The organism is Streptomyces sp. KM273126 (assembly GCF_004337435.2).
GTDB classification, from domain to species: domain Bacteria; phylum Actinomycetota; class Actinomycetes; order Streptomycetales; family Streptomycetaceae; genus Streptomyces; species Streptomyces acidicola.
On record NZ_SJXB02000001.1, the window covers coordinates 6,432,671 to 6,456,144 of the forward strand.

Annotated in this window: 20 protein-coding genes and 3 pseudogenes; 16 read left to right on the forward strand and 7 right to left on the reverse strand. The window is 72.5% G+C overall.

The annotated features are described in order from the left end of the window. The first annotated feature begins 2 nt into the window (after positions 1–2). The 9 genes from E0500_RS27530 to E0500_RS27570 all read left to right on the forward strand — a co-directional run bounded on the left by E0500_RS27530 (position 3) and on the right by E0500_RS27570 (position 9,137). Positions 3–905, forward strand: a complete 903-nt coding sequence (locus E0500_RS27530; protein ID WP_131568206.1) for an ABC transporter permease — start codon at positions 3–5, stop codon at positions 903–905. Further along, positions 902–1,762 (forward strand): ABC transporter ATP-binding protein, encoded by an 861-nt coding sequence (locus E0500_RS27535; RefSeq protein WP_131568208.1) that lies wholly within the window; start codon positions 902–904, stop codon positions 1,760–1,762. Before E0500_RS27530 ends, E0500_RS27535 begins: the two co-directional genes overlap by 4 nt. Beyond that, positions 1,759–2,577, forward strand: a complete 819-nt coding sequence (locus E0500_RS27540; RefSeq protein ID WP_131568210.1) for an ABC transporter ATP-binding protein — start codon at positions 1,759–1,761, stop codon at positions 2,575–2,577. Before E0500_RS27535 ends, E0500_RS27540 begins: the two co-directional genes overlap by 4 nt. Next, complete coding sequence (locus tag E0500_RS27545) at positions 2,574–3,566, forward strand: aldo/keto reductase (RefSeq protein ID WP_309505159.1); 993 nt, start codon at positions 2,574–2,576, stop codon at positions 3,564–3,566. The genes E0500_RS27540 and E0500_RS27545 overlap by 4 nt, the downstream gene beginning before the upstream one ends. 135 nt (positions 3,567–3,701) lie before the next feature. After that, positions 3,702–4,511 carry an HpcH/HpaI aldolase/citrate lyase family protein gene (locus E0500_RS27550; protein ID WP_131568212.1) on the forward strand — a complete coding sequence of 270 codons (810 nt, stop codon included), beginning with the start codon at positions 3,702–3,704 and terminating at the stop codon, positions 4,509–4,511. Then, positions 4,508–5,776 (forward strand): exo-alpha-sialidase, encoded by a 1,269-nt coding sequence (locus E0500_RS27555; RefSeq protein ID WP_131568214.1) that lies wholly within the window; start codon positions 4,508–4,510, stop codon positions 5,774–5,776. Before E0500_RS27550 ends, E0500_RS27555 begins: the two co-directional genes overlap by 4 nt. After that, a complete protein-coding gene (locus E0500_RS27560; RefSeq protein ID WP_131568216.1) occupies positions 5,773–6,747 on the forward strand; it encodes a phosphoglycerate dehydrogenase in 975 nt (324 codons plus the stop codon). Before E0500_RS27555 ends, E0500_RS27560 begins: the two co-directional genes overlap by 4 nt. 87 nt (positions 6,748–6,834) lie before the next feature. After that, positions 6,835–8,283 (forward strand): Nramp family divalent metal transporter, encoded by a 1,449-nt coding sequence (locus tag E0500_RS27565; protein ID WP_131568217.1) that lies wholly within the window; start codon positions 6,835–6,837, stop codon positions 8,281–8,283. A gap of 191 nt (positions 8,284–8,474) precedes the next feature. Continuing rightward, the gene (locus E0500_RS27570) at positions 8,475–9,137 is read left to right on the forward strand and encodes a M15 family metallopeptidase (protein WP_131568219.1); all 663 of its coding nucleotides are present in this window, start codon (positions 8,475–8,477) and stop codon (positions 9,135–9,137) included. Between the two features lie 6 nt (positions 9,138–9,143). Here the strand turns inward: E0500_RS27570 and E0500_RS27575 are convergent, their stop codons facing one another. The 4 genes from E0500_RS27575 to E0500_RS27590 form a co-directional block, all read right to left on the reverse strand. Further along, positions 9,144–10,694 (reverse strand): CAP domain-containing protein, encoded by a 1,551-nt coding sequence (locus E0500_RS27575; protein ID WP_131568221.1) that lies wholly within the window; start codon positions 10,692–10,694, stop codon positions 9,144–9,146. Between the two features lie 40 nt (positions 10,695–10,734). Continuing rightward, positions 10,735–11,037 (reverse strand): DUF1232 domain-containing protein, encoded by a 303-nt coding sequence (locus E0500_RS27580; RefSeq protein WP_131568223.1) that lies wholly within the window; start codon positions 11,035–11,037, stop codon positions 10,735–10,737. A gap of 176 nt (positions 11,038–11,213) precedes the next feature. Next, positions 11,214–11,597 carry a hypothetical protein gene (locus tag E0500_RS27585; protein WP_131568225.1) on the reverse strand — a complete coding sequence of 128 codons (384 nt, stop codon included), beginning with the start codon at positions 11,595–11,597 and terminating at the stop codon, positions 11,214–11,216. A 290-nt stretch (positions 11,598–11,887) separates the two neighbouring features. Then, complete coding sequence (locus E0500_RS27590; protein WP_131568227.1) at positions 11,888–12,814, reverse strand: MurR/RpiR family transcriptional regulator; 927 nt, start codon at positions 12,812–12,814, stop codon at positions 11,888–11,890. A 188-nt stretch (positions 12,815–13,002) separates the two neighbouring features. Between E0500_RS27590 and E0500_RS27595 the strand changes: the two genes are divergently transcribed. Beyond that, the gene (locus tag E0500_RS27595) at positions 13,003–13,425 is read left to right on the forward strand and encodes a hypothetical protein (protein WP_131568229.1); all 423 of its coding nucleotides are present in this window, start codon (positions 13,003–13,005) and stop codon (positions 13,423–13,425) included. Here the strand turns inward: E0500_RS27595 and E0500_RS27600 are convergent. Beyond that, positions 13,406–15,159: pseudogene (locus E0500_RS27600) on the reverse strand (cholesterol oxidase substrate-binding domain-containing protein). The gene E0500_RS27595 and the pseudogene E0500_RS27600 overlap by 20 nt on opposite strands. A 269-nt stretch (positions 15,160–15,428) precedes the next feature. On the opposite strand from E0500_RS27600, the pseudogene E0500_RS27605 reads away from it, so the two are divergent. Further along, positions 15,429–15,899 (forward strand): annotated as a pseudogene (locus E0500_RS27605) (DUF6328 family protein); the annotation flags it as partial. A gap of 67 nt (positions 15,900–15,966) precedes the next feature. Next, on the forward strand, positions 15,967–19,146 hold the full coding sequence (locus E0500_RS27610) for an amidohydrolase family protein (protein ID WP_131567829.1): 3,180 nt from the start codon (positions 15,967–15,969) through the stop codon (positions 19,144–19,146). Positions 19,147–19,201: 55 nt separating this feature from the next. Here E0500_RS27610 and E0500_RS27615 read toward each other — a convergent pair whose 3' ends face one another. Continuing rightward, positions 19,202–19,570: a hypothetical protein gene (locus E0500_RS27615; RefSeq protein ID WP_131567827.1), complete on the reverse strand. Its 369-nt coding sequence runs from the start codon at positions 19,568–19,570 to the stop codon at positions 19,202–19,204. Here E0500_RS27615 and E0500_RS45540 point away from each other — a divergent pair. Then, positions 19,531–19,737: pseudogene (locus tag E0500_RS45540) on the forward strand (1,4-alpha-glucan branching protein); the annotation flags it as partial. The gene E0500_RS27615 and the pseudogene E0500_RS45540 overlap by 40 nt on opposite strands. A gap of 42 nt (positions 19,738–19,779) precedes the next feature. Here the strand turns inward: E0500_RS45540 and E0500_RS27620 are convergent. Beyond that, positions 19,780–20,991, reverse strand: a complete 1,212-nt coding sequence (locus E0500_RS27620) for a 4-hydroxybenzoate 3-monooxygenase (RefSeq protein WP_309505160.1) — start codon at positions 20,989–20,991, stop codon at positions 19,780–19,782. A gap of 200 nt (positions 20,992–21,191) precedes the next feature. Between E0500_RS27620 and E0500_RS27625 the strand changes: the two genes are divergently transcribed. The 3 genes from E0500_RS27625 to E0500_RS27635 all read left to right on the forward strand — a co-directional run bounded on the left by E0500_RS27625 (position 21,192) and on the right by E0500_RS27635 (position 23,460). Further along, positions 21,192–21,683 carry a VOC family protein gene (locus E0500_RS27625; protein WP_131567825.1) on the forward strand — a complete coding sequence of 164 codons (492 nt, stop codon included), beginning with the start codon at positions 21,192–21,194 and terminating at the stop codon, positions 21,681–21,683. A gap of 96 nt (positions 21,684–21,779) precedes the next feature. Continuing rightward, positions 21,780–22,442 (forward strand): aminoglycoside adenylyltransferase family protein, encoded by a 663-nt coding sequence (locus E0500_RS27630; RefSeq protein WP_131567823.1) that lies wholly within the window; start codon positions 21,780–21,782, stop codon positions 22,440–22,442. A gap of 181 nt (positions 22,443–22,623) precedes the next feature. After that, positions 22,624–23,460, forward strand: a complete 837-nt coding sequence (locus tag E0500_RS27635; protein WP_131567821.1) for a ribonuclease BN — start codon at positions 22,624–22,626, stop codon at positions 23,458–23,460. The last annotated feature ends 14 nt before the right edge of the window (positions 23,461–23,474 follow it).

A 23,474-nucleotide genomic window follows, 5' to 3' on the forward strand; every position in this document is an offset into this window, starting at 1 on the left:
CCATGAGCAGTACGGCCATAGGAACCGAACGGCCGAGCGCCGTCACCGCACGCGACCTCGCCCGCGCCACCGCCACGCGCACCCGGCGCAGCGCTCATGTGAAGCTGTGGGCCGGAGCGGTCTGCACCGCGCTCGTCGTGGTGCCCGTGGCGCTGGCGAACGTGCTGCCCCTGCCGGGCGCCAACGCCCAGGACCTGTCACGACGCCGGCTGCCTCCGCTGAGCGAGGGCCATCTGCTGGGCACCGACCAGCTCGGCCGCGACCTGCTGTCCCGCATCCTGCACGGTGGCCAGGTGTCCCTGACGGTCGGCGTCCTCGCCGTGCTCGTCTCCGGGCTCATCGGCATCGCGGCCGGGGCGGCGGCCGGGTTCTTCGGCGGCTGGGTCGACGCGCTCGTCTCCCGCTTCCTGGAGGCCCAGCTCGCACTGCCGCTGCTGATGATGCTGCTCCTGGTCGTCGCGCTGTTCGGGCCGTCCGTCACCGTCATCACCTGTGTGATCGCCGTGGCCCAGTGGCCGGAGGTCGCCCGCCTGACCCGATCGCTCGTCCTGGTCGAGCGGGAGAAACCGTACGTCGCCGCCGCCCGCGTCCTCGGCCTGCGCGCCTGGCAGGTACTGCTGCGCCACGTCATCCCCAACGTCGTGCGGCCCGCCAGCCTCGTCGTACTGCTGCTGCTGGCGCAGGCCGTGCTGCTGGAGAGCGCGCTCAGTTTCCTCGGCGCGGGACCGCAGCGGCCCTTCGCGACCTGGGGGCGGATCATCTCCGACGGCCAGGCGTACATCACCACCTCGTGGTGGCTCGTCACACTGCCAGGACTGGTGATCGCACTGCTGGTCGTCGGGGTGAACCTGCTGGGCGACGGGCTGCGCGACCGCACACGACGGAGGAAGGGAGCCGGAGCATGACACAGAGAACGACCGATCGGCACGACGGCCAGCCGCTGCTGGACGTCACCGACCTTCAGATCGAGCTCGTCACCGCGAACGGGGTCGTCCGAGCCGTCGACGGCGTGAGCTTCACCGTCGGCCACGGTGAGACCGTCACCCTCATCGGAGAGTCGGGGTCGGGGAAGTCCACCACCGCGATGGGCGTCCTGCGGCTGCTGCCCGAAGGGCTCGCCGTGCTGTCGGGCAGCGTGCGGATCGCCGGGCGGGACGTCCTCGCCGACCCGGACGCCGCCCGTGCCGTACGCGGGCGCACGGTGTCGCTGATCCCGCAGGACCCGATGACCGCGCTCAGCCCGGTGCACACCGTCGGACGCCAGCTCGGCGACGCGATCCGGCTGCGCCACCCCGAGCTCACCCGCGCCCAGGTCCGCGACAAGGGCGTGGAACTGCTCGGCCGGGTGCGCATCACCAAGCCGGAGACCCGCTGGAAGGCGTACCCGCACCAGTTCTCCGGTGGCATGCTCCAGCGCATCCTCATCGCGATCGCACTGGCCGGGGAGCCCGACCTGCTGGTCGCCGACGAACCGACGTCCGCGCTGGACGCCACCGTGCAGGCAGGGGTCCTCGACCTGCTGATGGAACTGCAGGAGCGCACCGGCATCGGCATGCTGATGATCACCCACGACCTGGGCGTGGCCCGGCTCGTCTCCGACCGCATCCACGTCATGAAGGACGGCCGCTTCGTCGAGTCCGGCCCGGCCGAGCAGATCGTCGCACGGCCCGCCGCCCCCTATACCCGCGACCTCCTCGCCGCCGTGCCCCGCCTGGGCGCCTGGGACGAGGACGAACCCCTCGTGGAGGGAGCAGCCTCATGACCGACACCTTGCTCGCCGTGGAGGACCTCGTCATCGAGTATCCGACCCGGCAAGGCCCCTTCCGCGCCGTGGACCAGGTCGGGTTCCGGCTGGCGCGCGGCGGTTCCCTCGCCGTCGTCGGCGAGTCCGGCTGCGGCAAGTCGACGCTCGCACGGGCACTGGTACGGCTGCTGAAGCCGACGGCCGGCCGCATCGTGCTCGACGGCACGGACATCGCGACCCTGCCCGAACGCCGGCTGCGCCCGCTGCGCCGACGCGTCCAGATGGTGTTCCAGGACCCGTACGGCTCCCTCGACCCGCACCTCACCGCCCAGCAGATCGTCGCCGAGCCGCTGCGCCTGGCGGGCGTGTCCGACCGGACCGAACGGGCCCGGCGCGCCGCCGAGCTGCTCGACCAGGTCGGCCTGCCGAAGTCCGCGCTCGACCGCCGGCCCGCCGACTTCTCCGGCGGACAGCGCCAGCGCATCGGCATCGCCCGCGCCCTCGCCTCCCGCCCCGACCTGCTGGTGTGCGACGAGGCGACCTCCGCGCTCGACGTCTCCGTACAGGCCCAGGTCCTCGGTCTGCTGCGGGAGCTGCAGGAGGAGACCGGCATCGCCTACCTCGTCATCGCGCACAACCTGGGCGTCGTGCGCGAGATCAGCACCGACGTGGTGGTGATGCGCTCCGGCCGCGTCGTCGAGACCGGCCCCACCGCGGACGTCCTCGCCTCGCCCGCCGACCCCTACACCCGGGCCCTGCGCCGCGCCGCTCTCGACCCGACCGCGATCCACGGCGTGAAACCGCGCCGCGTACTGGAAGGAAACCGCACGTGACCACCGGCGTCCCCATCGCCATTTCCCTGCCGGACCGACCCGTCCCCCTCTCCCGCCTGGTCCTCGGCACCATGACCTTCGGCGACACGGTCGACCGCGCGGGCGCCGCCGCCATGCTGGACGCGGCCCTCGACGCGGGCATCACCGGCGTCGACACCGCCAACGGCTACGCGGGCGGCGAGAGCGAGCGCCTCCTCGGCGAGCTGCTGCCGGGCCGCCGCGACCGGATCGTCCTCGCCACCAAGGCGGGCATCCCGCACCCCGACCAGGGCGACCACGCCCCTCTGTCACCCGCCGGACTGCGTGCCGCCCTGGAGGGCAGCCTCAAGCGCCTTGGCACCGACCACGTCGACCTCTTCTACCTCCACCAGCCGGACCGCGGAACCCCGATCTCCGACACCCTCGCCACCGTCGCCGAGTTCGCCGCCGAGGGCAAGATCCGCGCGCTCGGCGTCTCCAACTACGCGGCCTGGCAGATCGCCCTGCTGGTGCGCACCGCCGACGAGGTCGGCGCCCCGCGCCCCGTCGTCGCCCAGCAGCTGCACAACCTCCTCGCGCGCCGCATCGAGGAGGAGTACGTGGAGTACGCGGCCGTCACCGGCCTCGCCACCATGGTCTACAACCCGCTCGGCGGTGGTCTGCTGACGGGGCGTCACCAGTTCGACAGTGCGCCCGGGTCGGGCCGCTTCGGCGACTCCCGGCTCGCCGGGATGTACCGGGAACGGTACTGGAACGAGCGCCTCTTCACCGCCGTCGCGCAGCTCACCGAGATCGCCGAGGGGGCGGGCATCCCGCTCACCGAGCTCGCCCTGCGCTGGCTCCTCGACCGCCCCTCCACGGACGCCCTGCTCCTCGGCGGCTCCCGGACCGAACACCTCCTCGCCAACGTCGCCGCCGCCCAGGCCGGCCCCCTGCCCGCCGATGTGACCGCCGCCTGCGACGAGGTCGGCGCGCGGCTGAGAGGCCCGATGCCGGCATACAACCGCTGACGCCTCGCCGGGATCGCCGACCGGTTCGCCGAGCGGCCCGCCGACCGGTTCGTCAGCCGGTCGGCGTCGGGAGCACCCCGGCCCTCCACCGTCCCACACCCCTGTCGCCTCTTCGTTCCAAGGAGCCTGCACTTCATGAACGCCGTCCCCGGCACCCCCGCCCCGGGCACCGCCGCCGCCTTCGCCGCCCTCCTGCGGGCCCGTGAACCGCTCGTCGGCTACTGGTGCGTCCTCGACTCCCCGGTCTCGACCGAACGCATCGCCCGCCTCGGCTACGACTACGTCGCCCTCGACGCCCAGCACGGCCTCATCGAGTACGCGGGCGTGCTGGCCTCGCTGACGGCGATCGACACCAAGGGCTCCACCGCCGTCGGCCTGGTCCGCGTCGAGGCCAACGACCCCATGCCGATCGGCAAGGCCCTCGACGCGGGCGCCGCCGGTGTGATCGTTCCGCTGATCGACAACGCCCAGGACGCCTTCGCGGCAGTGGCCGCCGTGCGCTACCCCCCGCTGGGAATCCGTTCGTACGGGCCGATGCGCTCGGGGCTCCGCATCGGCCCCAACCCGGCCGACGCCCACCGGGAGACCGTCGTCCTCGCGATGATCGAGACGGCGGAAGGGCTCGCCAACGTCGAGGAGATCTGCGCCACCGACGGCCTCGACGGCGTCTACGTCGGCCCCTCCGACCTGCGCATCGCGCTCGGCGGGGCGACCTCCACAGACCCCGCGGTCGCCGCCGAGTTCGAGGCCGCACTCGTCAGGGTGCGGACGGCGGCGGCCGCGGCCGGTATCGCGGCGGGCATCCACAACCCGGACGGCGCCGCCGCGGCCAAGCGACTCGCCGAGGGCTTCACGTTCGCCACGGTCGCCTGCGACCTGGTGCATCTGGAGCAGGTGGCCGCCGGGCATCTGGAGGCGGCGCGCGCGAAGGGGGAAGCACGATGACGGGCACGGAAGCGGTCACCGGGGCGGGCACGGAGGCGAGCACGGGGTCCGGCACGGAGACGGACGCACCCGCACCGGTCGTCGCCGACGGAGTCCTCCGCCCCCACCCCGGCCGGCCCGGCCGCGCCGAAGCCCACCTCGCCGCCCCCGCCGTGCAGAACCACGCCGCCAACCTCACCGTGCTGCCCGGCGGCGCTCTGGGGTGCGTCTGGTTCGCGGGGACCCTGGAGGGGGTCTCCGACATCTCGGTGTGGTTCTCCCGGCTGGCCCCGGGCGCGGACGCCTGGTCCGAGCCGGTCCAGCTCTCCGAGGACCCGGGCCGCTCGGAACAGAACCCGCTCCTCTTCCCCGCCCCCTCCGGCGACCTGTGGCTCCTGCACACCGCCCAGCTCGGCGGCCGGCAGGAGACCGCGGAGGTACGGCTGCGTGTCAGCACCGACGCGGGCGTCACCTGGGGACCCACGCGCACACTCATCGAGGGAGGCGTCTTCGTCCGCCAACCCGTCACCGAACTCCCGGAGACGGGAAGGCTGTTGCTGCCCGTCTTCCGCTGTGTCGCACCACCCGACGCCCCCTGGACGGGCGACCGCGACACCAGCTCGGTGATGATCAGCGACGACGGCGGCACCACATGGCAGGAGCGCCCGGTGCCCGGTTCCACCGGGCTCGTCCACATGAACATCCGCCCCCTGCCCGACGGTTCACTCCTCGCCCTCTTCCGCAGCCGCCGCGCCGACGCGGTGCACCGCAGCGTGTCGTACGACGACGGAGAGACCTGGAGCGAGCCCGAGCCGCTGGCCCTGCCGAACAACAACTCCTCGATCCAGTACGCCGTCCTCTCCGACGGCCGCCTCGCCCTCACGTACAACCACAGCAGCGCGGCGGACGCCGTGGCGCGCAGGGTGTCGCTGTACGACGACATCGAGGACGAGGGAACGGATGAGCAGCAGGGCGAGCAGAAGGGTGAGCAGAAGGAGGCGGCCGAGCCTTCCGGTGACGCCTTCTGGGGCGCCCCCCGCGCCCCGCTCAGTCTCGCCGTCTCCTCCGACGGCGGCCGGACCTGGCCCCAGCGCCACGACCTGGAGACCGGCGACGGCCACTGCCTCACCAACAACTCCCGCGACGGCCTGAACCGCGAGCTGTCGTACCCGTCGATCACCCAGACGCCGGACGGCACCCTGCACATCGCGTACACACACCACCGCCGCACCATCCAGTACGTCCGACTGAGCCCGCAGTGGACGGACAGGGAGTTCCCTGCATGACCGAGACGGCCTCCACGGCCTCCACCGCCTCCTCGACCACCCTCATCACCACCCCCACCTTCGCCCGCCACTCGCCCGACCCCTGGGAGATCCTCGCGTCGGCGGGCGCGGGACCGCTCCGCCCGTACGAGGACAGCGCACTGCCTCATGCCGAACTCCTCGCGCACATCGGCACGGTGGACGCGCTCATCGTCGGCATGGACGCCATCACGGCGGAGGTCATCGAGGCGGCCGACCGCCTCAAGGTCATCGCCAAGCACGGTGTCGGCGTCGACACCATCGACCTCGCCGCGGCCCAGGCCCGGGGCATCCGCGTGGTGTGCGCCCCCGGCAGCAACTCCCGCGCGGTGGCCGAGTACACCTTCGGACTCCTCCTGTCCGCGTCCCGCGGCATCACGGCCTCCCACGGCGGGGTCGTGGCGGGGGAGTGGCCCAAGCTGTTCGGCCCCGAACTCGCCGGGCGCACCCTGGGCGTCGTCGGCTTCGGCCGCATCGGACGGCTTCTCGCCGGTTACGGAGCCGCGTTCGGCATGACCGTCCTCGCCCACGACCCGTTCGTGACGGACACCCCGGGCGCGGAGAGCGTCGGTCTGGACGAGCTGCTCGCCCGCGCCGACGTGGTGAGCCTCCACCTGCCCGCCGACCCCGAGGCAGGCCCCCTGCTCTCCCGTGAGCGCCTCGCCGCCATGAAGCCGGGCGCCCTGCTCGTCAACGCGGCGCGCGGCGGACTCGTCGACGAGGAGGCGCTCGCCGCGCTGCTGACGGACGGGCACCTGGGCGGCGCCGCACTCGACGCCTTCGCCCACGAACCGCTGCCCGCGGACAGCCCGTTGCGCACCGCGCCGCGCGTCCTGCTGACCTCGCACATGGCGGCCTGCACCCCCGAGGCCAACCGCGCCATGGGGGTCCTGGTCGCCGAGGACGTCGTACGCGTCCTCGCGGGCGAACCCCCGCTCCGCCCAGCCACCTGACCGACCGGCCCGAACGCAGCCACCCCCCACTACGGAAGCGTTCCCTTGTGCCCGGCGATGACGCCGGGCCGATCCCGAGGACCAGTCATGTCTAAGACGACGCCGTCGACGGCCCGGACGACACCCGGCTCCACGGCACCTCCCGGCGTCCCCGACGACCCGTACGCCCTGCGCGCCGAGGACGTCCGAGAGGCACCCACCGCGTTCACCGGGCGGCTGCGCCACCTGGGCCCCGGCTTCGTGCTGTCGGCGGCGGTGGTGGGCTCCGGCGAGCTCATCGTCACCACCTCGCTCGGCGCCAGAGCGGGATTCGCCCTCCTCTGGCTGGTGATCGTCAGCACCGCCGTGAAGGTGTGGGTGCAGATGGAGCTGGCCCGTTGGACCATCCTCAACGGCCGTACCGCACTGGAGGGTTACAGCGAGGTATCTCCTCGCATCGGCCGCATCGGCTGGATCAACTGGCTCTGGATCGGCATGGACTTCGCCAAGATGTTCCAGCGCGGCGGCATCATCGGCGGCACCGCGGCAGCCTGTTCCATCCTGTGGCCGATCACCGGTGAGGCACTGAGCTTCCGCTCCCTCGCCGTATGGACCGTCATCGTCACCGGCTCGGCCGTCCTCATGCTGCGCACCGGCAAGTACGGCGTCGTCGAGAAGATCTGCGTCGCCTGCGTCATCGTCTTCACCATCGCCACGGTCGGCCTCGCCCTCGGCCTGCCGGCCACCGAATTCGGCTACGGCGGAAGCGAGTTGGGCGAGGGCCTCAGCTTCCTCATCCCGGCGGGCACCGTCGGCATCGCGCTCGCCATGTTCGGTATCACCGGCGTGGGTGCCGACGAGATGACGACGTACACCTACTGGTGCATCGAGAAGGGCTACGCCCGCTGGACCGGCCCCGACGACGGCACCGAGGCGCGGGCGCGCCGCGCCGAGGGCTGGCTCAAGGTGATGCGCCTGGACGTCGCCGCCGGCTGGCTGGTGTGCACCCTGTGCACGCTCTCGTTCTACGTCATCGGCGCCGCCGTGCTGCACCCGCAGAACCTGGTGCCCGAGGGCAACTCGATGATCACCACCCTGTCCCGCATCTACACCGACACGATGGGCCCCTGGGCCGAGTACCTGTTCCTGGCGGGCGCCATCGCCGTCCTCTTCTCCACCCTCATCGGCTCGACCGCCAGCGTGCCCCGGCTGTGGACCAACACGCTGGGCCTGCTCCGCGTCATCGACTGGCAGAACGTCCAGGTCCGCCGCCGCACCATCCAGATCCTCACCTACTGCCTGCCGCCCGTGTGGGCCGCCTCCTTCCTGTACGTCCAGTCACCCGTCCTCATGGTCCAGATCGGCGGCATCGGCGGCGGTGTCTTCCTGCTGGCCGTGGTCGTCGCGGTCTGGCGGCTGCGCGCCACGGGTGTCGAACGCCGCTTCCGCGCCAACGCCTGGCTCACCGCGGCCCTCGTCCTCAGTAGCGCGGCCATCGTGTTCCTCGGCGTCTACGGCGTCCTGGACGTGCTGGGGATCAGCCTGACGAGCGACTGATACACACCGGTTCCAGCGTGCTCGCCGTGGCGGTGAGCATGATGCCGTCGTCGGACGTTGTGGCGAGCGCGGTGACACCGCGCTCGCCGTCCTTCGTGGACCGGTTCCGCGGCGGGCGCCGTCGTGAAGGCTTCCGGCCAGGATCGGCGGAACGAGCACCGCCGGACCGGCCCTGGGCGAGGATCACAGGTATGACGAACGAGATCGTACTGATGTCGGACCCCAGGGTCGCGGCGATACCTGTGGCCGACTGCGGAGAACCACTCGTCGACCTCCGGCTCCAGGAGCCCCTCGCCGTCGACACCCGGAGAGAGGAACCCTCGGGCGCCTTCGCACACCTGCGGGAGCAGGTCCTGACGCGTCTCCTCAAAGCCCAGAACACGCTTCCGGACGGCATGCGGCTGCTGTTCGTCGAGGGATACCGCCCGCCGGCACTCCAGCGCCGCTACTTCGAGGACTACGCCGGCGAACTGCGTGCCGCCAACCCGGACTGGACCCCGACACGGGTGCACCACGCCACGAGCCGCTACGTATCACCGCCGGAGATCGCCCCGCACAGCGCCGGCGCCGCCGTCGACCTCACCCTCGTCTCCACCGACGGGCGGGAACTCGACATGGGCACCCCCGTGAACGCGAGCCCCGAGGACAGCGACGGCGCCTGCTACACGCACGCCGCCAACATCGGCGAGGACGCCCGCGCCAACCGCCGCGTCCTCAGTGACGCCCTCACCGCCGCAGGCCTCGTCAACTACCCCACGGAGTGGTGGCACTGGTCCTACGGCGACCGCTACTGGGCCCTCGCCTCCGGAGCCGACAGCGCGCTGTACGGACCACGGGAACTCGACCAGGCGTGAGCGCCGTCAGCCGCCGAACAACTGCGTCCAGTACGTGCCCGCCGCGCCACCCCCGACGAAACCGATACCTATGTGGGTGAAGCCCGGCTTGAGGACGTTGGCGCGATGGCCAGGGCTGTCCATCCAGCCGCGGACGACCTCGGCGGGTGAGCGCTGCCCGCAGGCGATGTTCTCGCCGATCGTGCGTCGTGTGGAGCCCGCAGTGGCGGCCCGGTGCCAGGGCTCGCCGCCGTCGGGGCAGGTGTGCGAGTAGAAGGCGCGGGCCACCATGTCGGCGCTGTGCGCCTGGGCGGCGCTGGCGAGCAGCGGATCGTCGGCCAGTGGCCGCAGCCCGGCCGATACCCGCTCGGCGTTGGTGAGCGCGATGACCTCGGCCGCCGTCTGTGTGAGCCCGGCCGGAGTGAAGGGCCGCGCCCACAGGGCCGTCCAGTACACGTCGCCGGAGCGCCCGTCGGAGACGCAGGCCAGACCGGCCTCGGTGAACGACGGCTCGCACAGCGTGTCACGGGTTCGCCCGCCGGAAAGGCAGTACTCCACGAACTCGGCCGGTGTGCGCGGGCCGGACACCAGATGCTCGCCGACCGTGAGATACGTGTAGCCGCCCGCCGTGACCCGCTGGAACACGGACCGCCCGTCCGGCCCCTCGGAGGCGAGGCGCCCCTGCGCCGCCATCCCCGCCGCGTGCTCACGGGCCGCCGCCACGAGTCGCGCGTCCAGCACCACGCCGGGCGAACCCGCCCTCGCCCGCGCCGAGTTCACCAGAGGCAGGAAACCGTCCGGGTCGGGGGCACTTGCGCGCGAGGAGAACGACATGCCCGGTATCCGCAGGCCGCCCCCACGTCCGGCCCCGGTTCTCGTCAGCGGGATCCCACCGCCCTGCCCGGCCCCGGCTCCCGGCATCCGGAACCCACCACCCCGCCCGGTCTCTGCTCCCGGTATCCGGAACTCGCCGTCCCGACCGCTGCCGATTCCCGGTGTCCGGAGGCCTCCCGGCCCCGGGCCGGCGCCCGGTCGCGGCGGCGCACCGGCAGCGCTCCCGCTCCCGGCACCGGCCACGACTTCCGTCGTCGGAGTCGCGTCCTCGGCGACATCGACCCCGAAGTCCCGTGCGACACCGGCCAGTCCGTCCGCGTATCCCTGCCCCAGGGCCCGCAGCTTCCACGCGGGGCCACGCCGGTAGATCTCGGCGAGCAGCAGCACCGTCTCTATCTGCGGGCGCGGTGGGGTGAAGCGGGCGACGGCGCGTCCGCCGGGACCGGTGACGTGCAGGGAGGGCGCGGGCAGCTGCCCGAGGGGTGTTCCGGGATCGGTGGGGCTGATGACCACCGTGACGCGGCTCGCCCCTGCCCGCAGTGTCGCCGGATCGACGGTGAGCTCCTCGCCCGTGAGGTGGACTCCGGGCGCCGTCCGCTGGTTGTAGAACACGAAGTCGGCGTCCCCGCGCACCTTCCCGCCGTCGTCGGTGACGAGCGCGGACACGTCGAAGGGGCCCGGTACCCGGAGAACCAGGGTGCCGCCGGGGAGGGGCACATTGCCCCCGGGAACCAGCTCGCTCATTGCCGCCGCCTGTCGGAGTGACCTTCAGCGGGGCAACGTCTCACTTGCGCAGGGGAGTTCCCGCCTCGCTCTCCGGTGCCTGCGCCCCCGCAGTCCGCAGGGACCTGAGCGCCAGCAGCAGGACCCCGACGTCGTCCAGGTAGACGGGGTCGGGCAGCAGATCGGCCGGCAGGACGAGATACAGCACCGCACCCCAGAAGACCCAGCGCGGGCCGGTCGGCAGTCCGGCACGGGTCAGGTCACGCCGTGCCCGCACGAGCCGGACCAACAGCGCCACCGCCGCCGCGAGTACGGCGACCGCGAGCACCGCGGCGACCACGATCACCCACGTCCAGGTATCCATGAACCCTGCCCCTCGCTCGCCATGCCGGTCTGCTCCTCCTGTTCCTCTTCCCGCGACGGCGGGTCGTATCGCCGTTGCGTCCGCCAGGAGGAATCACCAGGGAAGCATATGGGAGGCACATGCAAGGCACAGGGGGCAACAGGAGGCGGACCGGGAGAGGACGGGGAGAGGACCGGTCAGTGGGAGGTGCGCGCCAGGCTGCTGTCCGCGAGGGCCTGGCTGACGGCACGGATGCTGCGGGCCATGTGGTTCAGCTGTGTGACCTCGGCGGCGTACATCTTGATCGTGTGCTCGATGACCGACTCGGTGAGCCCGAGGCGGGGCAGTTCGGTCCGCGCGGTCTGCAGGGCGGTGCGCGCGACCCGTATCTCGTGCTGTACCTGGATCTGGGCGTGGCGGGCCAGCAGGACCGGGTGGCGGAGCATCGTCGGGTAGCTGCCGTAGCGGGCCGGCACCAGCTCGCGCAGCCACCTGGCGGCCGAGCGCTCCCAGTCGTAACTGCCCGGTGTCTTCACCTGACACGGCCAGTCCGAGCTGATCGGAGAGTAGGCGAGGGCCATGATCATCGCTCCGGTCTTACGTCGACGCCAGAAGGGGGAACGCTCGGCGGCCCCGGCTAGGGGATGACCGGGGCCGCCGCACCCGGGCACCGTGGCGGGTACGAGCGGACGGTCCCGGGCGGAGGACGTGGCCCGGCGTCCCGGCCGGATCACGATCCGCGAGCAGTATTTATATATACCGATGAGTTTGCAAGGGCATGAAAAAATTCATACCAGGATATGGCTGAATAGTCCCATGTGGTGAAAGTGGCGGGAGATGTGCGGAACGGCCCCCGCGGGCCTGGGCACGCTCAGTCCTTGAGGAAGAACTGGTGCTGTTCCGCGATCTGTTCGTACTCCTCCAGCCGGGCCTGCGTCCGCTCGGGATCCGCGTCGGTCATGGCCTGCAGCAGTGCCGCGGACATCAGCACGGGGGCCGCGTACGAGTCGAAGACCAGGCGTGATCCCGTCCCCGTGGTGAACACGGCGTCGGCCTCGTCGGCCACCGGCCCCAGCGCCAGGTCGGTGATCAGGGCAACCTTCAGACCGGCGCTGTGCGCGACCCGCAGGGCGGTGAGCGTCTCCTGCCCGTGCCGCGGCATCGAGAACGCCAGCAGCCAGGTGCCGCCGGCCTCGCGCGACTGCAGCAGCGCGTCGTACGCGACGCTGCCGCCCCGGGTCACCAGCCGTACGTCGGGGTGGATCCGGCGGGCCGCGTACGCGAAGTACTCGGCGAGCGACCCGGAGATCCTGAGGCCGAGGACCGTGAGCGGCGTCGACCGGGACAGGGCCCTGCCGACCTCGATCACCTGGTCCGGGTCGGCGAAGTCGCGCCGCATGTTCTCCAGGTTCGCGATCTCGGCGTCCACGGCGGCCTGGAGTTCGTTGCTGCGCTTCTCGGCGGTGGTGGCGGGAGTGCTGCCGAGCGCGCTGAGCGCGATGGCCTGGAGCTTCTCACGCAGCGCCGGGTACCCACTGAAGCCCACGGCCGCCGCGAACCGGGTCACCGAGGGCTGGCTGACGCCGACGCGTTCCGCGAGGTCCGTGATCGACAGGAACGCGGCCTCGGTGATGTGCTCGATCAGGTACTGGGCGATGCGCCGCTGCCCGGGCGACAGACGGGGCCCGTCGAAGAGCTCCCGGAGCCGGACCGTGGGGGCGGCCGTCTCCGCCTCGGGAGCCGCCCGGCCCGAGGTGATCGCCGATGCCTGAGCCCGTGCCTGCTGCGGCGATGGCACCCGTGTGCCTCCTTCGTCTCCCACGAACACTCAACATAACGCAGCGAAATGGCTCACCGGATGTCCCGGCCAGGGTCCGACGACCGGAGGTCCGGGGACCGCCGGGCCGTGTGACATGCGGGGATCCCGTTTCGGTCGCACGCTGGGGGTACTCGCTCGGTGCCCCGCCCACGCCAGGGAGGACCCCCGTGAACCTGACCCCCATGCCCGTGTCACAGGTCCAGGTGGTGCTCAGCGACTGCTCCGCGCACGACGCCGGCCTCCTGTTCGACACCCTGTGCACCTGTTTCTCCTCGGACCGCTGCGTCGGTGAGGAACCGCACGAGGCGGACCGCGACCGCCCGACCGTGTGGACGGGCACCTTCGATCTGCTCGACGACCCCGCGCACCCGACCGGCCACCCCCACGAGCCGCACCCCGTGCCGCTGTCCGGCCCCGTGCTCGCCGACGTCCAGGGCAGCCCGCTCGCGGTGCGGCATCTGCGGGAGGCCCTGGAGGAGTCGTTCACCGTCCAGGAGGTCGGCGCCATCCCCGGTGACCAGGAGGTCCAGGTGCAGCTCGTGCTGGAAGGCCGGGCCGCCCGTACTCCCTTCATGAGAACAACCGGCTGAGCAAGGCGTTCGCGTACAGCCGATGCGGATCCAGCCGCTCCAGGATGGCCGCTGCCTCCTCCCAGGCCGACCGCCCCTCACCGCCACCGCCACCGCCACCGCCACCGCCACCGTCGCCTTCGTCGAAGGAGGCGGGCACGGTCCTGCCCAGGACGTCCTCGTCGCTCCAGGCGGCCGCGTCCGTGTAGCCCCAGCCCTTGGACCACTCGACACGTGTGAGGGCGTGCCCGCCGTCGTACGTGTCGAGCGCGAACCGCTCCAGCTCCTGGTAGAACGCCTCCGCGTCCGGCGTCCCCGGCAGGGTCAGCACGTTCAGCCACACGGCCGTGTCCCACTCGGGCCGGTCGGCGCGCGGCCGCAGCGCGGACAGCAGGGGCGCCCGCGCACCCTCCACTCCGGTGTCCGCAGGGTCGTCGAGCCCGCACACCCGGATCTCGACCATGCCGTTGACGGGAAAGCTCCCGCGCGTGGCGTACGCGTCGAGCCGCTCCCGGTAGAAGGCGGTGAACTCGGCGATGACGCGCTGCACCTGGCCCCGCGACGTGAGCACGGCGTACCCGTGGTCGTGATCCGCAGGGTGGTCGGCCTGAGATAGAGCAGCGTGTTCTTCGACGGCCCCCAGACGTCGGCCGTCCGCGTCGCCGCCAGCCCGAGCACGGCCACCCCGAACTGTGCCTCGCCCAGCACCGGCGCCAGATACCAGGCGCCCTCCGTCATCATCCGCCCGACGAGATCCGCCACGGGAGCCGGCAGGCTGTCGGAGAACGGATAGTCGTACGGCGACGTCACCCGTCGCGAGGCGGGCGGACGCCGGGGCGCGACGCTCCACACCTTCAGCCAGGGGAACTCGGTGAACGGGAACCAGAGCGCCTCGGCCCGCCCGGACTCGTCCAGGAAGCTGGCGAACGTCCGCCCCTCGCCGCCGGGTGCAGCGAACAGTTCGGCCGCGGAGACGTCGGTCCGGCTGACGCACCGCAGGTTCGTGCCGGTGCCCACCCGCAGCACCACCTCGGTGACCAGCGCCCGGCCCAGATGGGTGAGCAGGGCGGCGCCGTCCGCGTCGTCGCGCCGGTACGTGCGCAGGACGTACGAGTCACTGCCGGCGTCCCACACCACTGCCGTCAGCGACAGCACGAGGTTGCTGAGCGAGCCGTACGTGTGCCCGGGCAGCCGCCGCTCCCCACGGGCCGGTACGGCGGTGCCGTGCGCGTCGACCGCCAGGGCACCGCCGACGGTGAGGACGCCGACGGCAGGGGCGGCCGTGACGCCGAGCCCATGGCTCTCCAGGAAGGCCAGCAGCGCTTCGAGCGTCACGCCGGCGCCCGAGCGGACCGCGGCGGGGCCGGTGGACTCAGTGGACTCAGTGGACTCAGTGGACTCAGTGGACTCAAGCCTGAGACCGGTGAGATGCCTGGCCGTGTCGACCAGCAGCACCGGGGCGCCGGACTCGGTGCCGGCCGGGACGGTCAGCGGGGACCAGCCGTGGGACGCGCCCCGCGCGCGGACCGTCCAGCCCTGCCCGCGGGCCCAGTTGACCACGGCGACGGCCTCGTCGCTGTCGGCGGGAGCGCAGGCCCACAGCGGCCCGTCCGATGTGATCTCGCCGTCCCAGTTGCGGTAGGCGGACCGGTAGACCTCGACCCCCTCGGGGAACCCGGGGAGCCCGGCCGCCGCTGCGGCCCGGTCCGGGAGTACGCACGGCGGGCCGGCGGCCAGGGACGCCGCCGTCCGCAGGAATCCCCGACGCGACCAGGCGGCACGAGCGTCACTCTTCGAAGGCTCGTTCACATCGGCCACGCTGGGCGCGGAGGGACAGGCCCAGCCGTACCGTCAAAAGGCCTCACTCGTGTGAGTGAACTGATCCCTACACGCGCTTCACAACGCACACCCCGTCGCCATCCAACACAGGGAGACCGACGCAGCCGGGAGGGACACGGTGTCCGACAGCGCAGACGACATGGCCAGGGGCAGGGCAGGGGCAGGGCAGGGGCAGGGGCAGGGGCCAGGCCCGGGGCCGCGACGAGACGCAGGACGAGCGGGCCGACCGCATGTGGAGCGAGCTCATCCAGGAGGTCCGCGTGGCCCAGACGGGCGTGCAGATCCTCTTCGGCTTCCTGCTCACCGTCGTCTTCACGGCCCGCTACCCGCAGCTGTCGCAGACGGACCGGACCATCTACATCGTGACGGTGGTTCTCGGGGCCTCCGCCACCGGTGCCCTGATCGGCCCGGTCTCCTTCCACCGGCTCGTCTCCGGACGGCGGATCAAGCCCCAGGCGGTGACCTGGGCCTCCCGGCTGACCCTGGCCGGCCTTCTGCTCCTGCTGGCCACGATGACTTCGGCGCTGCTGCTGATCCTGCGCGTGGCCACCCACGGCGACTACGTACCGTGGGTGGTGGTGGGGGTTGTCGCCTGGTATCTGCTGTGCTGGTTCGTCCTGCCCCTGTGGGTGCGCCAGCGGCACACCACCGACTGACGCCTCACCGGATGGCGTGAATAGCCCGGTTGCTCGTGGGCCGGGTGATGCGCCAGCGTGCACTGTCATGGACCGTGATCGGAGCACCGCCGCCTTCCGTCCGACGCGCCGTCAACTCCTCGCCGCCGCAGGTGCCGTCCCCCTCGTGGGCGCGGCCCCCGCCCCGGCGGCGGCACGACCGCGCACCGGCCTCTCCCTGACCTTCACCCACGCCACCAACGGCTCGGCGACCCTCTCACCCGCCGGCGACCACCTGGTCGCCGAGGCCCAGAGCGTCCTGTGGTCCCTGCCGCGCTCCGGCGGCACGGCCCGCGCCCTGACCCCCTCGGACCTCGAACCCAACCGGCCCACACACGCCCCGGACGGCACGCTCATCGCGTTCTGCGCCTACCGGGACGGCGGATTCCACATCTGGACGGTCCGCCCCGACGGCTCCGCCTTGCGGCAGCGCACGGACGGCCCCTGGGACGACCGCGGCCCGTCCTGGTCACCCGACGGCACCCGGATCGCCTTCGCCTCCGAGCGCGGCGGCGACCCGGTGGACGGCAGCCCGTACCGCGTCCACGTCCTCCACCTGCGCACCGGCCGGATCACCCGCGTCACCGGACTGCCCGGCCAGGACGGGCCCCTGCAGGACGGCCCGTGGGAGGACTTCGACCCCACCTGGTCGTCCGACGGCACCCGCATCCTGTTCGTCCGCGCGAGGACGCTCACCACCGCCCAGGGCGTGAGCCTTCAGGCCCGTACGATCGCCGCCGTCCCCGCCGACGGCACCGGCCCGGTCACCGTCCGGCACACCGAGACCGAAGCCGCCCAGGTCATGACGCCCGCCCTCGCCTCCGACGGCCGTCTCGCCCATCTGCGCACCACGGCGTCCCCGGACGGCTCCTGCACCCTCGTCGTCGACGGCCGCCCCGTCCCGGTCGACGGGGACATCGCTCCGGTGCCCCCGCGCTGGACACCGAAGGGCGAACTGCTCCTCACGGTCGACGGCACCTTCACCCTCGTACGACCCGACAGACCCGGGGAGCCGGAGACCGTGCCCTTCGAGGGCGTGCTCCCCGTGCGGCGGCCGCGGTACCGCACCAAGGAGTACGACCTGGGGGAGGGCCGGGTCCGTCCCGTGCGGGGCGTCCACCTGCCCGCGTTGTCGCCCGACGGCCGGCAGATCGCCTTCGCGGCCCTGAACTCGCTGTGGCTCGCGGGCAGTTCGGGCGGTCGTTCGCCCCGGCGGCTGCGGCGGTCGGCGCCCACGCGGTATCTGCTCGCCCCGTCCTGGGCACCCGACGGGCAGTCGCTCGTCTACGCCGACGACCGTGACGGGCTCCTCGGCGTGTACCGGCACGATCTCGACACCGGCGAGGAGACGGCCCTCGCGACCGGCGGCCGGGTGTTTCCGGCGCTGTCACCCGACGGGCAGCGCCTCGCCTCCCTCGACCTCACCGGGCAACTCGTCGTCCGCGACCTGGCGTCCGGCGAGGAACGCGTCCTGGCCGCCCCCCTCGGCGGCGGGGGAGTGCCCGGCCGCCCCAGTTGGTCGCCCGACGGCCGCCACCTCGCCCTGTGCGACCGCAACCGGCTCAACGCCCGCTTCCGGGAGGGCTACAACGTCATCCGGCTCGTGGACAGCACCACCGGCACCGACCGCCTCCACACGGTCGCGCCCCACACGTCCATCGCCGACCGATACGACTCCGGGCCCGTCTGGTCGCCCGACGGCCGCTGGATGGCGGTGATCGTGGAGTCCGCGCTGTGCCTGCTGCCCGTCGGACCCGACGGCACCCCACGAGGCGACCTGCGCACCCTCACCACCGAACCGGCCGACCACCCCTCCTGGTCCGGCGACTCCCGCACCCTGCTGTACCTGTCAGGCTCCCGACTGCGGCTCGTCGACGTCGACGGCGGCCCCGCCCGCACCGTCCGCGTGCCCCTGGACGGCTCCCGGCCCACTCCCGCCGACACGGTGGTGCACGCAGGACGCCTGTGGGACGGCACGGGCGAGGACGTCCGGGACGACGTCGACATCGTCGTACGCGGTGGACGCATCGCCGCGGTGGAGCCCCACCGCCGGCGCGCCGCCCTCCGGCGGATCGACGCCTCGACACGCACCGTCGTCCCCGGACTGTGGGACACGCACACCCACCCCTGGCAGACCACCTACGGCGGACGCCAGAGTGCCGGCCAGCTCACCTACGGCATCACCACGGCCGTCTCCCTCGGCGGCTTCGCCCACGAACAGGCCCGCATCCGCGAGGCCGTGGCCGCCGGACAGCTCGCCGGACCCCGGCTGCTGACCACGGGCGAACTCCTCGACGGGGCACGCGTCGCCTACAGCATGGGCCGCGCCCACCGGACCCGGGAGGGACTGCGCCGCTCACTGGAGCGGGCCGCCGCGTTGGACTGGGACTTCGTCAAGACTTATGTGCGGGCGCCCACGTGGGTCATGGAGGAGGCCGCCCGCTTCGCACACGAGCGCCTCGGCGTGCGGAGCGGAGGCCATATGCTCTCGCCGGGCGTCCAGGTCGGCCAGGATGTGACGACCCATCTGCAGGCCACCCAGCGTGGCGAGTTCGGCCGAGCCATCACTGCCACGGGCCGCGCCTATCAGGACGTCGTCGAGGTCTACAGCGCACGCGGGATCGGATTCTCCCTGATCGCCACCCCCTTCACGTCCTCGCCTCTGCTCGGCGCGGACCCCGCCCTCGCCGACGACCCCCGCGTCACCGTCGTGATGCCTCCCTGGGACGCCGCCGCCGTCCAGCAGGGGGCCGGCGTCCCGCCCACCGACGCCCAACTCGCCACGCTGCGCACGGAGACCGACATCTACCGGCGGATCCTCGCCGCCGGCGGCCTTGTCGCCCTAGGCACGGACCAGCCGCTCGTCCCCGTCGGCCTAGCCCTCCACCTGGGCCTGCGCGCCCTCCACCGGGGCGGCATGTCCCCGGCCGAGGCACTGCGCACCGCGACCGTGCTGCCCGCCCGCCTCTTCGGCGTCGACCGTGACCTGGGCACCGTCGAGGAGGGCCGGCTCGCCGACCTGACCGTCGTCGACGGCGACCCGTTCACGGACTTCGCCACGCTCGTCCGCACCGTCTCGGTCCTGCGGGGCGGAGTGCCGTACACCACCGAGGAGTTGGTCACCGCCTTCGAACCGTCGGCCCGGCGGACCACGGCGGCGGAGGACGACTGGCTCGGGGTGGCGCGGCGGATGCGCAGGGACGGCTGCTGCGACCCCCACGGGTACTGACGGGCGGACCCTCACGGGTACGGACGGGCCGACCCTCACGGGTACGGACGGGCGTCTAGCCGGCCTCCGCCTCCCGTCGGCCCGGGGAGCGTCTGCGGGTGCGTGGGCGTTCGAGGCGGACCAGCAGCGGACGGCTGCCGAACAGGCTCAGTTGCTGCACGTGGACGGGTGCCAGGCCGAGCGCCAGGGCCTGACCCAGTCCGCGTGCCTCGGGCAGTAGCGCAACCGCGCGCCCCTCGTCGGTGAGGACACGGGCGAGTTCGCGCCACCACCGCTCCGGGTGCCCGGCGAGGCGTGGGCCCGCGTCGACCGGCGAGGTGAGGCCCGCACCGGCGTAGGAACGGGTGACCTCCAGGTCGGGGGTGTCGCTGGGATGTCGCGACCACCGCCATCGACGACCAGGAGGGCACCGAGCTGCCCGCACCGCAGGGCACGACGCTCCGCCTGCACCGGGTCCTGCGGCCCGCCCCGGACGGCTCACCGCTCCTTCCCGAGGGAGCCACGGGTCACGTCGGCGGCACCTGGCAGCTGCCGGACGGCACCCGCGCCCGCGGGCTGTTCGCCGTCCTGCACACCGGCTCACGCAGCTAGGGGGCTTCTGATGGGTCTCCGCGGAGACCCATCAGAAGCCCCCTAGTGATCCGTCCCCTTGCCCAGGTACAGCTCCGCGAAGCTGGTCGCGGCGGCGGGGGAGCCGAGGATCCGGCGCATGCGCGCGGATGCCGCGCCCGCGCGGAAGGGGTCGCCCGAGGACGGCCCGTGCAGCAGCTCGGACAGCCACTGCGAGAACTCCTGGTAGTGCCACACCCGGCGCAGGCAGGCCGCCGAGTAGTCGCGCAGCCCGCTGTCGTCGCCCTTGCCGCAGTACGCGGCGAGCGCGTCGGCGAGGATCAGCGCGTCGTGCAGTGCGAGGTTCATGCCCTTCGCCGCGATCGGCGCCACCAGGTGGGCGGCGTCACCCGCGAGGTACAGCCGTCCGTACGCCATCGGTTCGGTGACGTAGCCGTGCATGTCGAGCACGTGCTTCTCGATGAGCCGGCCCTCGGTGAGCGGCGGCGCGCCGTCCACCGCCAGGCGGGTGTGCAGCTCGGACCAGACCCTGTCGTCCGGCCAGTTCTCCGGGACGTCGCCGGGCGGGCACTCCAGGTAGTAGCGGGTTATTTCGGGGCTGCGCGCCATGTGGCCGACGAAGCCCCGCGGATGCATACCGAGGATCACGCAGTCGGAGGACGGCGGTGCCTCGGCGAGCAGCGCCAGCCAGCCCACGCCGTGGTCGTGCCGGGCGACGGTCGTGGACGCGTCCGGCATCGCGGTGCGTGTCACCCCGCGCGCACCGTCGCAGCCCGCGACGAACTCACAGCGCAGTCGCCGCCGCTCACCGGTCTCGGGGTCGGTGTACGACACGGCGGGCTCGTCGCCGTCGATGCCGTGGAGCTCGACGTCGCGTACGCCGAACCGGATGTCGCCGCCCCGCACGTCGGCGTACTCACGCACCAGGTCGGTGACCAGCAGCGGCTGCGGATAGACGTAGTGGTGGTGGCCGGTGAGTTCCGTGTACGGGAAGCGCTGCCGCATGCGCTCGAAACGGAACTCGAACTCGGTGTGTGTGGGCGCCCGTTCCACGATGCGGTCGGCCAGGCCGCGCCGTTCCAGGGCGCGCACCGCCCACTCCTCCAGGAAGCCCGCGCGTGGTCGCTGCTCGATGAACTCCCGGCTCTCGATCTCCAGGACGACACAGTCGACGGAGGCGGCCCGCAGGAGGTTGGCGACGGTCAGCCCGGCGGGCCCGGCACCGACGATCACGACGGGAACATGCTGCACCGGCACGGAGGAGGGGGTCGTCACCCGGCCATTATGCGGGCGTCCCTCGGACCGCGACCTCAAGTCCCGTGACTATCAGGGCCGTTGTACCAAACAGGCCGGGATACGACCCCCGTACTGCCCGGTGTGCCTCCGCGCGCCTGGTTGACCGCGCGCCGCGCGGCCCTAGAGTGAACGAGCGCCGACTGCTTGAAAACCAAACTGCCTGTGCTGAGGAGTTTCACGTGGAACCTGCGGACCTCGCGGCGATCGAGGCGGAACGCGCCCGCATCCGGGACCGCCACCTGACGGCGGACCGGCCGGCGAGCAGCGCCCGCGGAGTGCACCACGTGGCGCTGCTCTCCTCCGATGTGGAGCGGACGGTGCGGTTCTACCAGGACCTGCTGGAGTTCCCCCTCACCGAGATGATCGAGAACCGCGACTACAAGGGTTCCACGCACTTCTTCTTCGACCTCGGCAACGGCAACCTGCTCGCCTTCTTCGACTTCCCCGGACTCGACCTCGGCCCCTACGCGGAGGTCCTCGGCGGACTCCACCACGTCGCCATCTCCGTCGAACCCGCCACCTGGCACCGCCTGCGCGACAAGATCGTCGCGGCGGGCGTGGACCACCAGGAGGAGAGCGGCACCTCGATCTACTTCCGCGACCCCGACGGCGCCCGCCTCGAACTGATCGCCGACCCGCTCGGTGAGATGTACGGCACCTCGGTGGTCTGATCCCGAACGTCGCGGTCACGCGAAGGCCGAAGGGCGGTACGCGCACGGCGGAAATCCGGTGGCCCGTCCGCTCCCCGCCCGCCTACCATCCCGCCCGTGACACAGCTCGACGACGTCCTGCACCTGGTGCGCCGCGTACTCGGCGACGACCTCACCGGCGCCTATCTGCACGGTTCCGCCGTGCTGGACGGCCTGCGCCCGAGCAGCGACCTGGATGTGCTGGTCGTGACGAGCCGCCGGACGACGGAGGACGAGCGACGGGCCCTGACCGCCGGACTCATGCGCCTCTCCGGCCCCCAGGCGGTGGACGGCCCGGCCCGTCCCGTGGAGCTGACCGTCGTCGCCCGGGACGACATCAGCCCGTGGCGCTACCCGCCGCGCTGTGAGTTCCTGTACGGGGAATGGCTGCGCGAGGACTTCGAGCGGGGCGTGGTGCCAGGTCCCGCCGCCACCCCCGATCTCGCGCCGCTCATCACGATGACGCTGAACGGCGACACGGCACTCCTCGGCCCGCCGGCGGCCGAGGTCCTCGCGCCCGTCCCGCACGAGGACCTGCGCCGCGCGATCGTCGCGGGCGTCCCGGACCTCCTGGCCGACCTGGAGTCCGACACCCGCAACGTCCTCCTGACCCTCGCCCGAATCTGGACGACCCTCGCGACCGGCACCATCAAGTCCAAGGACGCGGCGGCCGCTTGGGCGCTCGGCCTCCTCCCGCCCCAACACCGCCCGGCTCTGGCCCCAGGGGGCCTACCGCGGTGAGCAGCCGGACGACTGGCACGCCCTCATGCCCCGGGCCCGCGCGCTCGCCTCTCATCTGGCCGCCGAGATCCGCGACAGCGCTGACGGGGCCATGCCCTGAACGCTGTACTCGCCGTCGCACTCCAGTGGCCCGGTACCGCGGTACTCCGGTCGGGTGGCCTGTCGCGGCGGGTGTGCGGGCATGCCCGGGGCGGGCGCCGGGTCTGCTTACCGTGCGTGTGTGGTGGCTCATCGAAGCCGGCGGGCCCGCTGGCACGACTCGGCCGCCGGACGGCTCTGGCAGCACGGCAGCGACCTGGAACTCCTGCACCGGTCCATGGGTTTCGCGGCGCTCGGCCTGGTCACCCTGGCTCCGCTGCTGATCGTCGTCGCGGCGGCCGCCCCTTTCCAGGAACGGGGATTCGCCCTGTGGGTGATCGACGGGATGAGCCTGTCGGGGCGCCCGGCGGAGGCCGTGCGGGAGGTGTTCTCCGCTCCGCGGATCGTCCTGAGCGCCACCAGCGCGTTCAGTGTGCTGGTCCTGGCGCTGTTCGGCGTGGCCTTCGCGGCCAGCGTCCAGAACGGCTACGAGAGGATCTGGGAAGTCGCCGCGGGCCCGTGGCACGCCGTCTGGCGCCAGGTGGTGTGGCTCGCCGCGCTGACGGGATACCTGTTCGCCGAGGCGCAGAGCGGCGCGCTGCTGCGGGCCGGACTGGTGGGGTCCGCTCTCCGTATCACGCTCACCCTGTTCTTCGGCCTGCTGTTCTTCTGGTGGGGGCAGCACTTCCTTCTCGGTGAGCGGAAGTCGTGGTGGGCGCTGCTGCCGGGCGCCCTGGCCACCGTGGTGGGCCTGGTGGGCCTGCGCTGGTTCTCGTACCTGGTGTTCTCGCCGCTGATCGTGAACAACGCGGTCACCTACGGCGCCGTCGGCACCGTTCTGGTCGTGCAGTCCTGGCTCATCGGCGTCGGGTTCGTGGTGTTCGGCGGCGCCTTGCTGGGGCGCCATGTCCACGATGCCTGGGAACGGCGGGGGCGGTGACCTCCCGGCGCCCC

Excerpts from the sequence above, each read along its gene's own strand:
- E0500_RS27530 (WP_131568206.1), top strand. The coding sequence starts at position 3 with ATGAGCAGTACGGCCATAGGAACCGAACGGCCGAGCGCCGTCACCGCA.
- E0500_RS27535 (WP_131568208.1), top strand. The coding sequence starts at position 902 with ATGACACAGAGAACGACCGATCGGCACGACGGCCAGCCGCTGCTGGAC.
- E0500_RS27540 (WP_131568210.1), top strand. The coding sequence starts at position 1,759 with ATGACCGACACCTTGCTCGCCGTGGAGGACCTCGTCATCGAGTATCCG.
- E0500_RS27550 (WP_131568212.1), top strand. The coding sequence starts at position 3,702 with ATGAACGCCGTCCCCGGCACCCCCGCCCCGGGCACCGCCGCCGCCTTC.
- E0500_RS27555 (WP_131568214.1), top strand. The coding sequence starts at position 4,508 with ATGACGGGCACGGAAGCGGTCACCGGGGCGGGCACGGAGGCGAGCACG.
- E0500_RS27560 (WP_131568216.1), top strand. The coding sequence starts at position 5,773 with ATGACCGAGACGGCCTCCACGGCCTCCACCGCCTCCTCGACCACCCTC.
- E0500_RS27565 (WP_131568217.1), top strand. The coding sequence starts at position 6,835 with ATGTCTAAGACGACGCCGTCGACGGCCCGGACGACACCCGGCTCCACG.
- E0500_RS27570 (WP_131568219.1), top strand. The coding sequence starts at position 8,475 with ATGACGAACGAGATCGTACTGATGTCGGACCCCAGGGTCGCGGCGATA.
- E0500_RS27575 (WP_131568221.1), bottom strand. The coding sequence starts at position 10,694 with ATGAGCGAGCTGGTTCCCGGGGGCAATGTGCCCCTCCCCGGCGGCACC.
- E0500_RS27580 (WP_131568223.1), bottom strand. The coding sequence starts at position 11,037 with ATGGATACCTGGACGTGGGTGATCGTGGTCGCCGCGGTGCTCGCGGTC.
- E0500_RS27585 (WP_131568225.1), bottom strand. The coding sequence starts at position 11,597 with ATGGCCCTCGCCTACTCTCCGATCAGCTCGGACTGGCCGTGTCAGGTG.
- E0500_RS27610 (WP_131567829.1), top strand. The coding sequence starts at position 15,967 with ATGGACCGTGATCGGAGCACCGCCGCCTTCCGTCCGACGCGCCGTCAA.
- E0500_RS27635 (WP_131567821.1), top strand. The coding sequence starts at position 22,624 with ATGCCCGGGGCGGGCGCCGGGTCTGCTTACCGTGCGTGTGTGGTGGCT.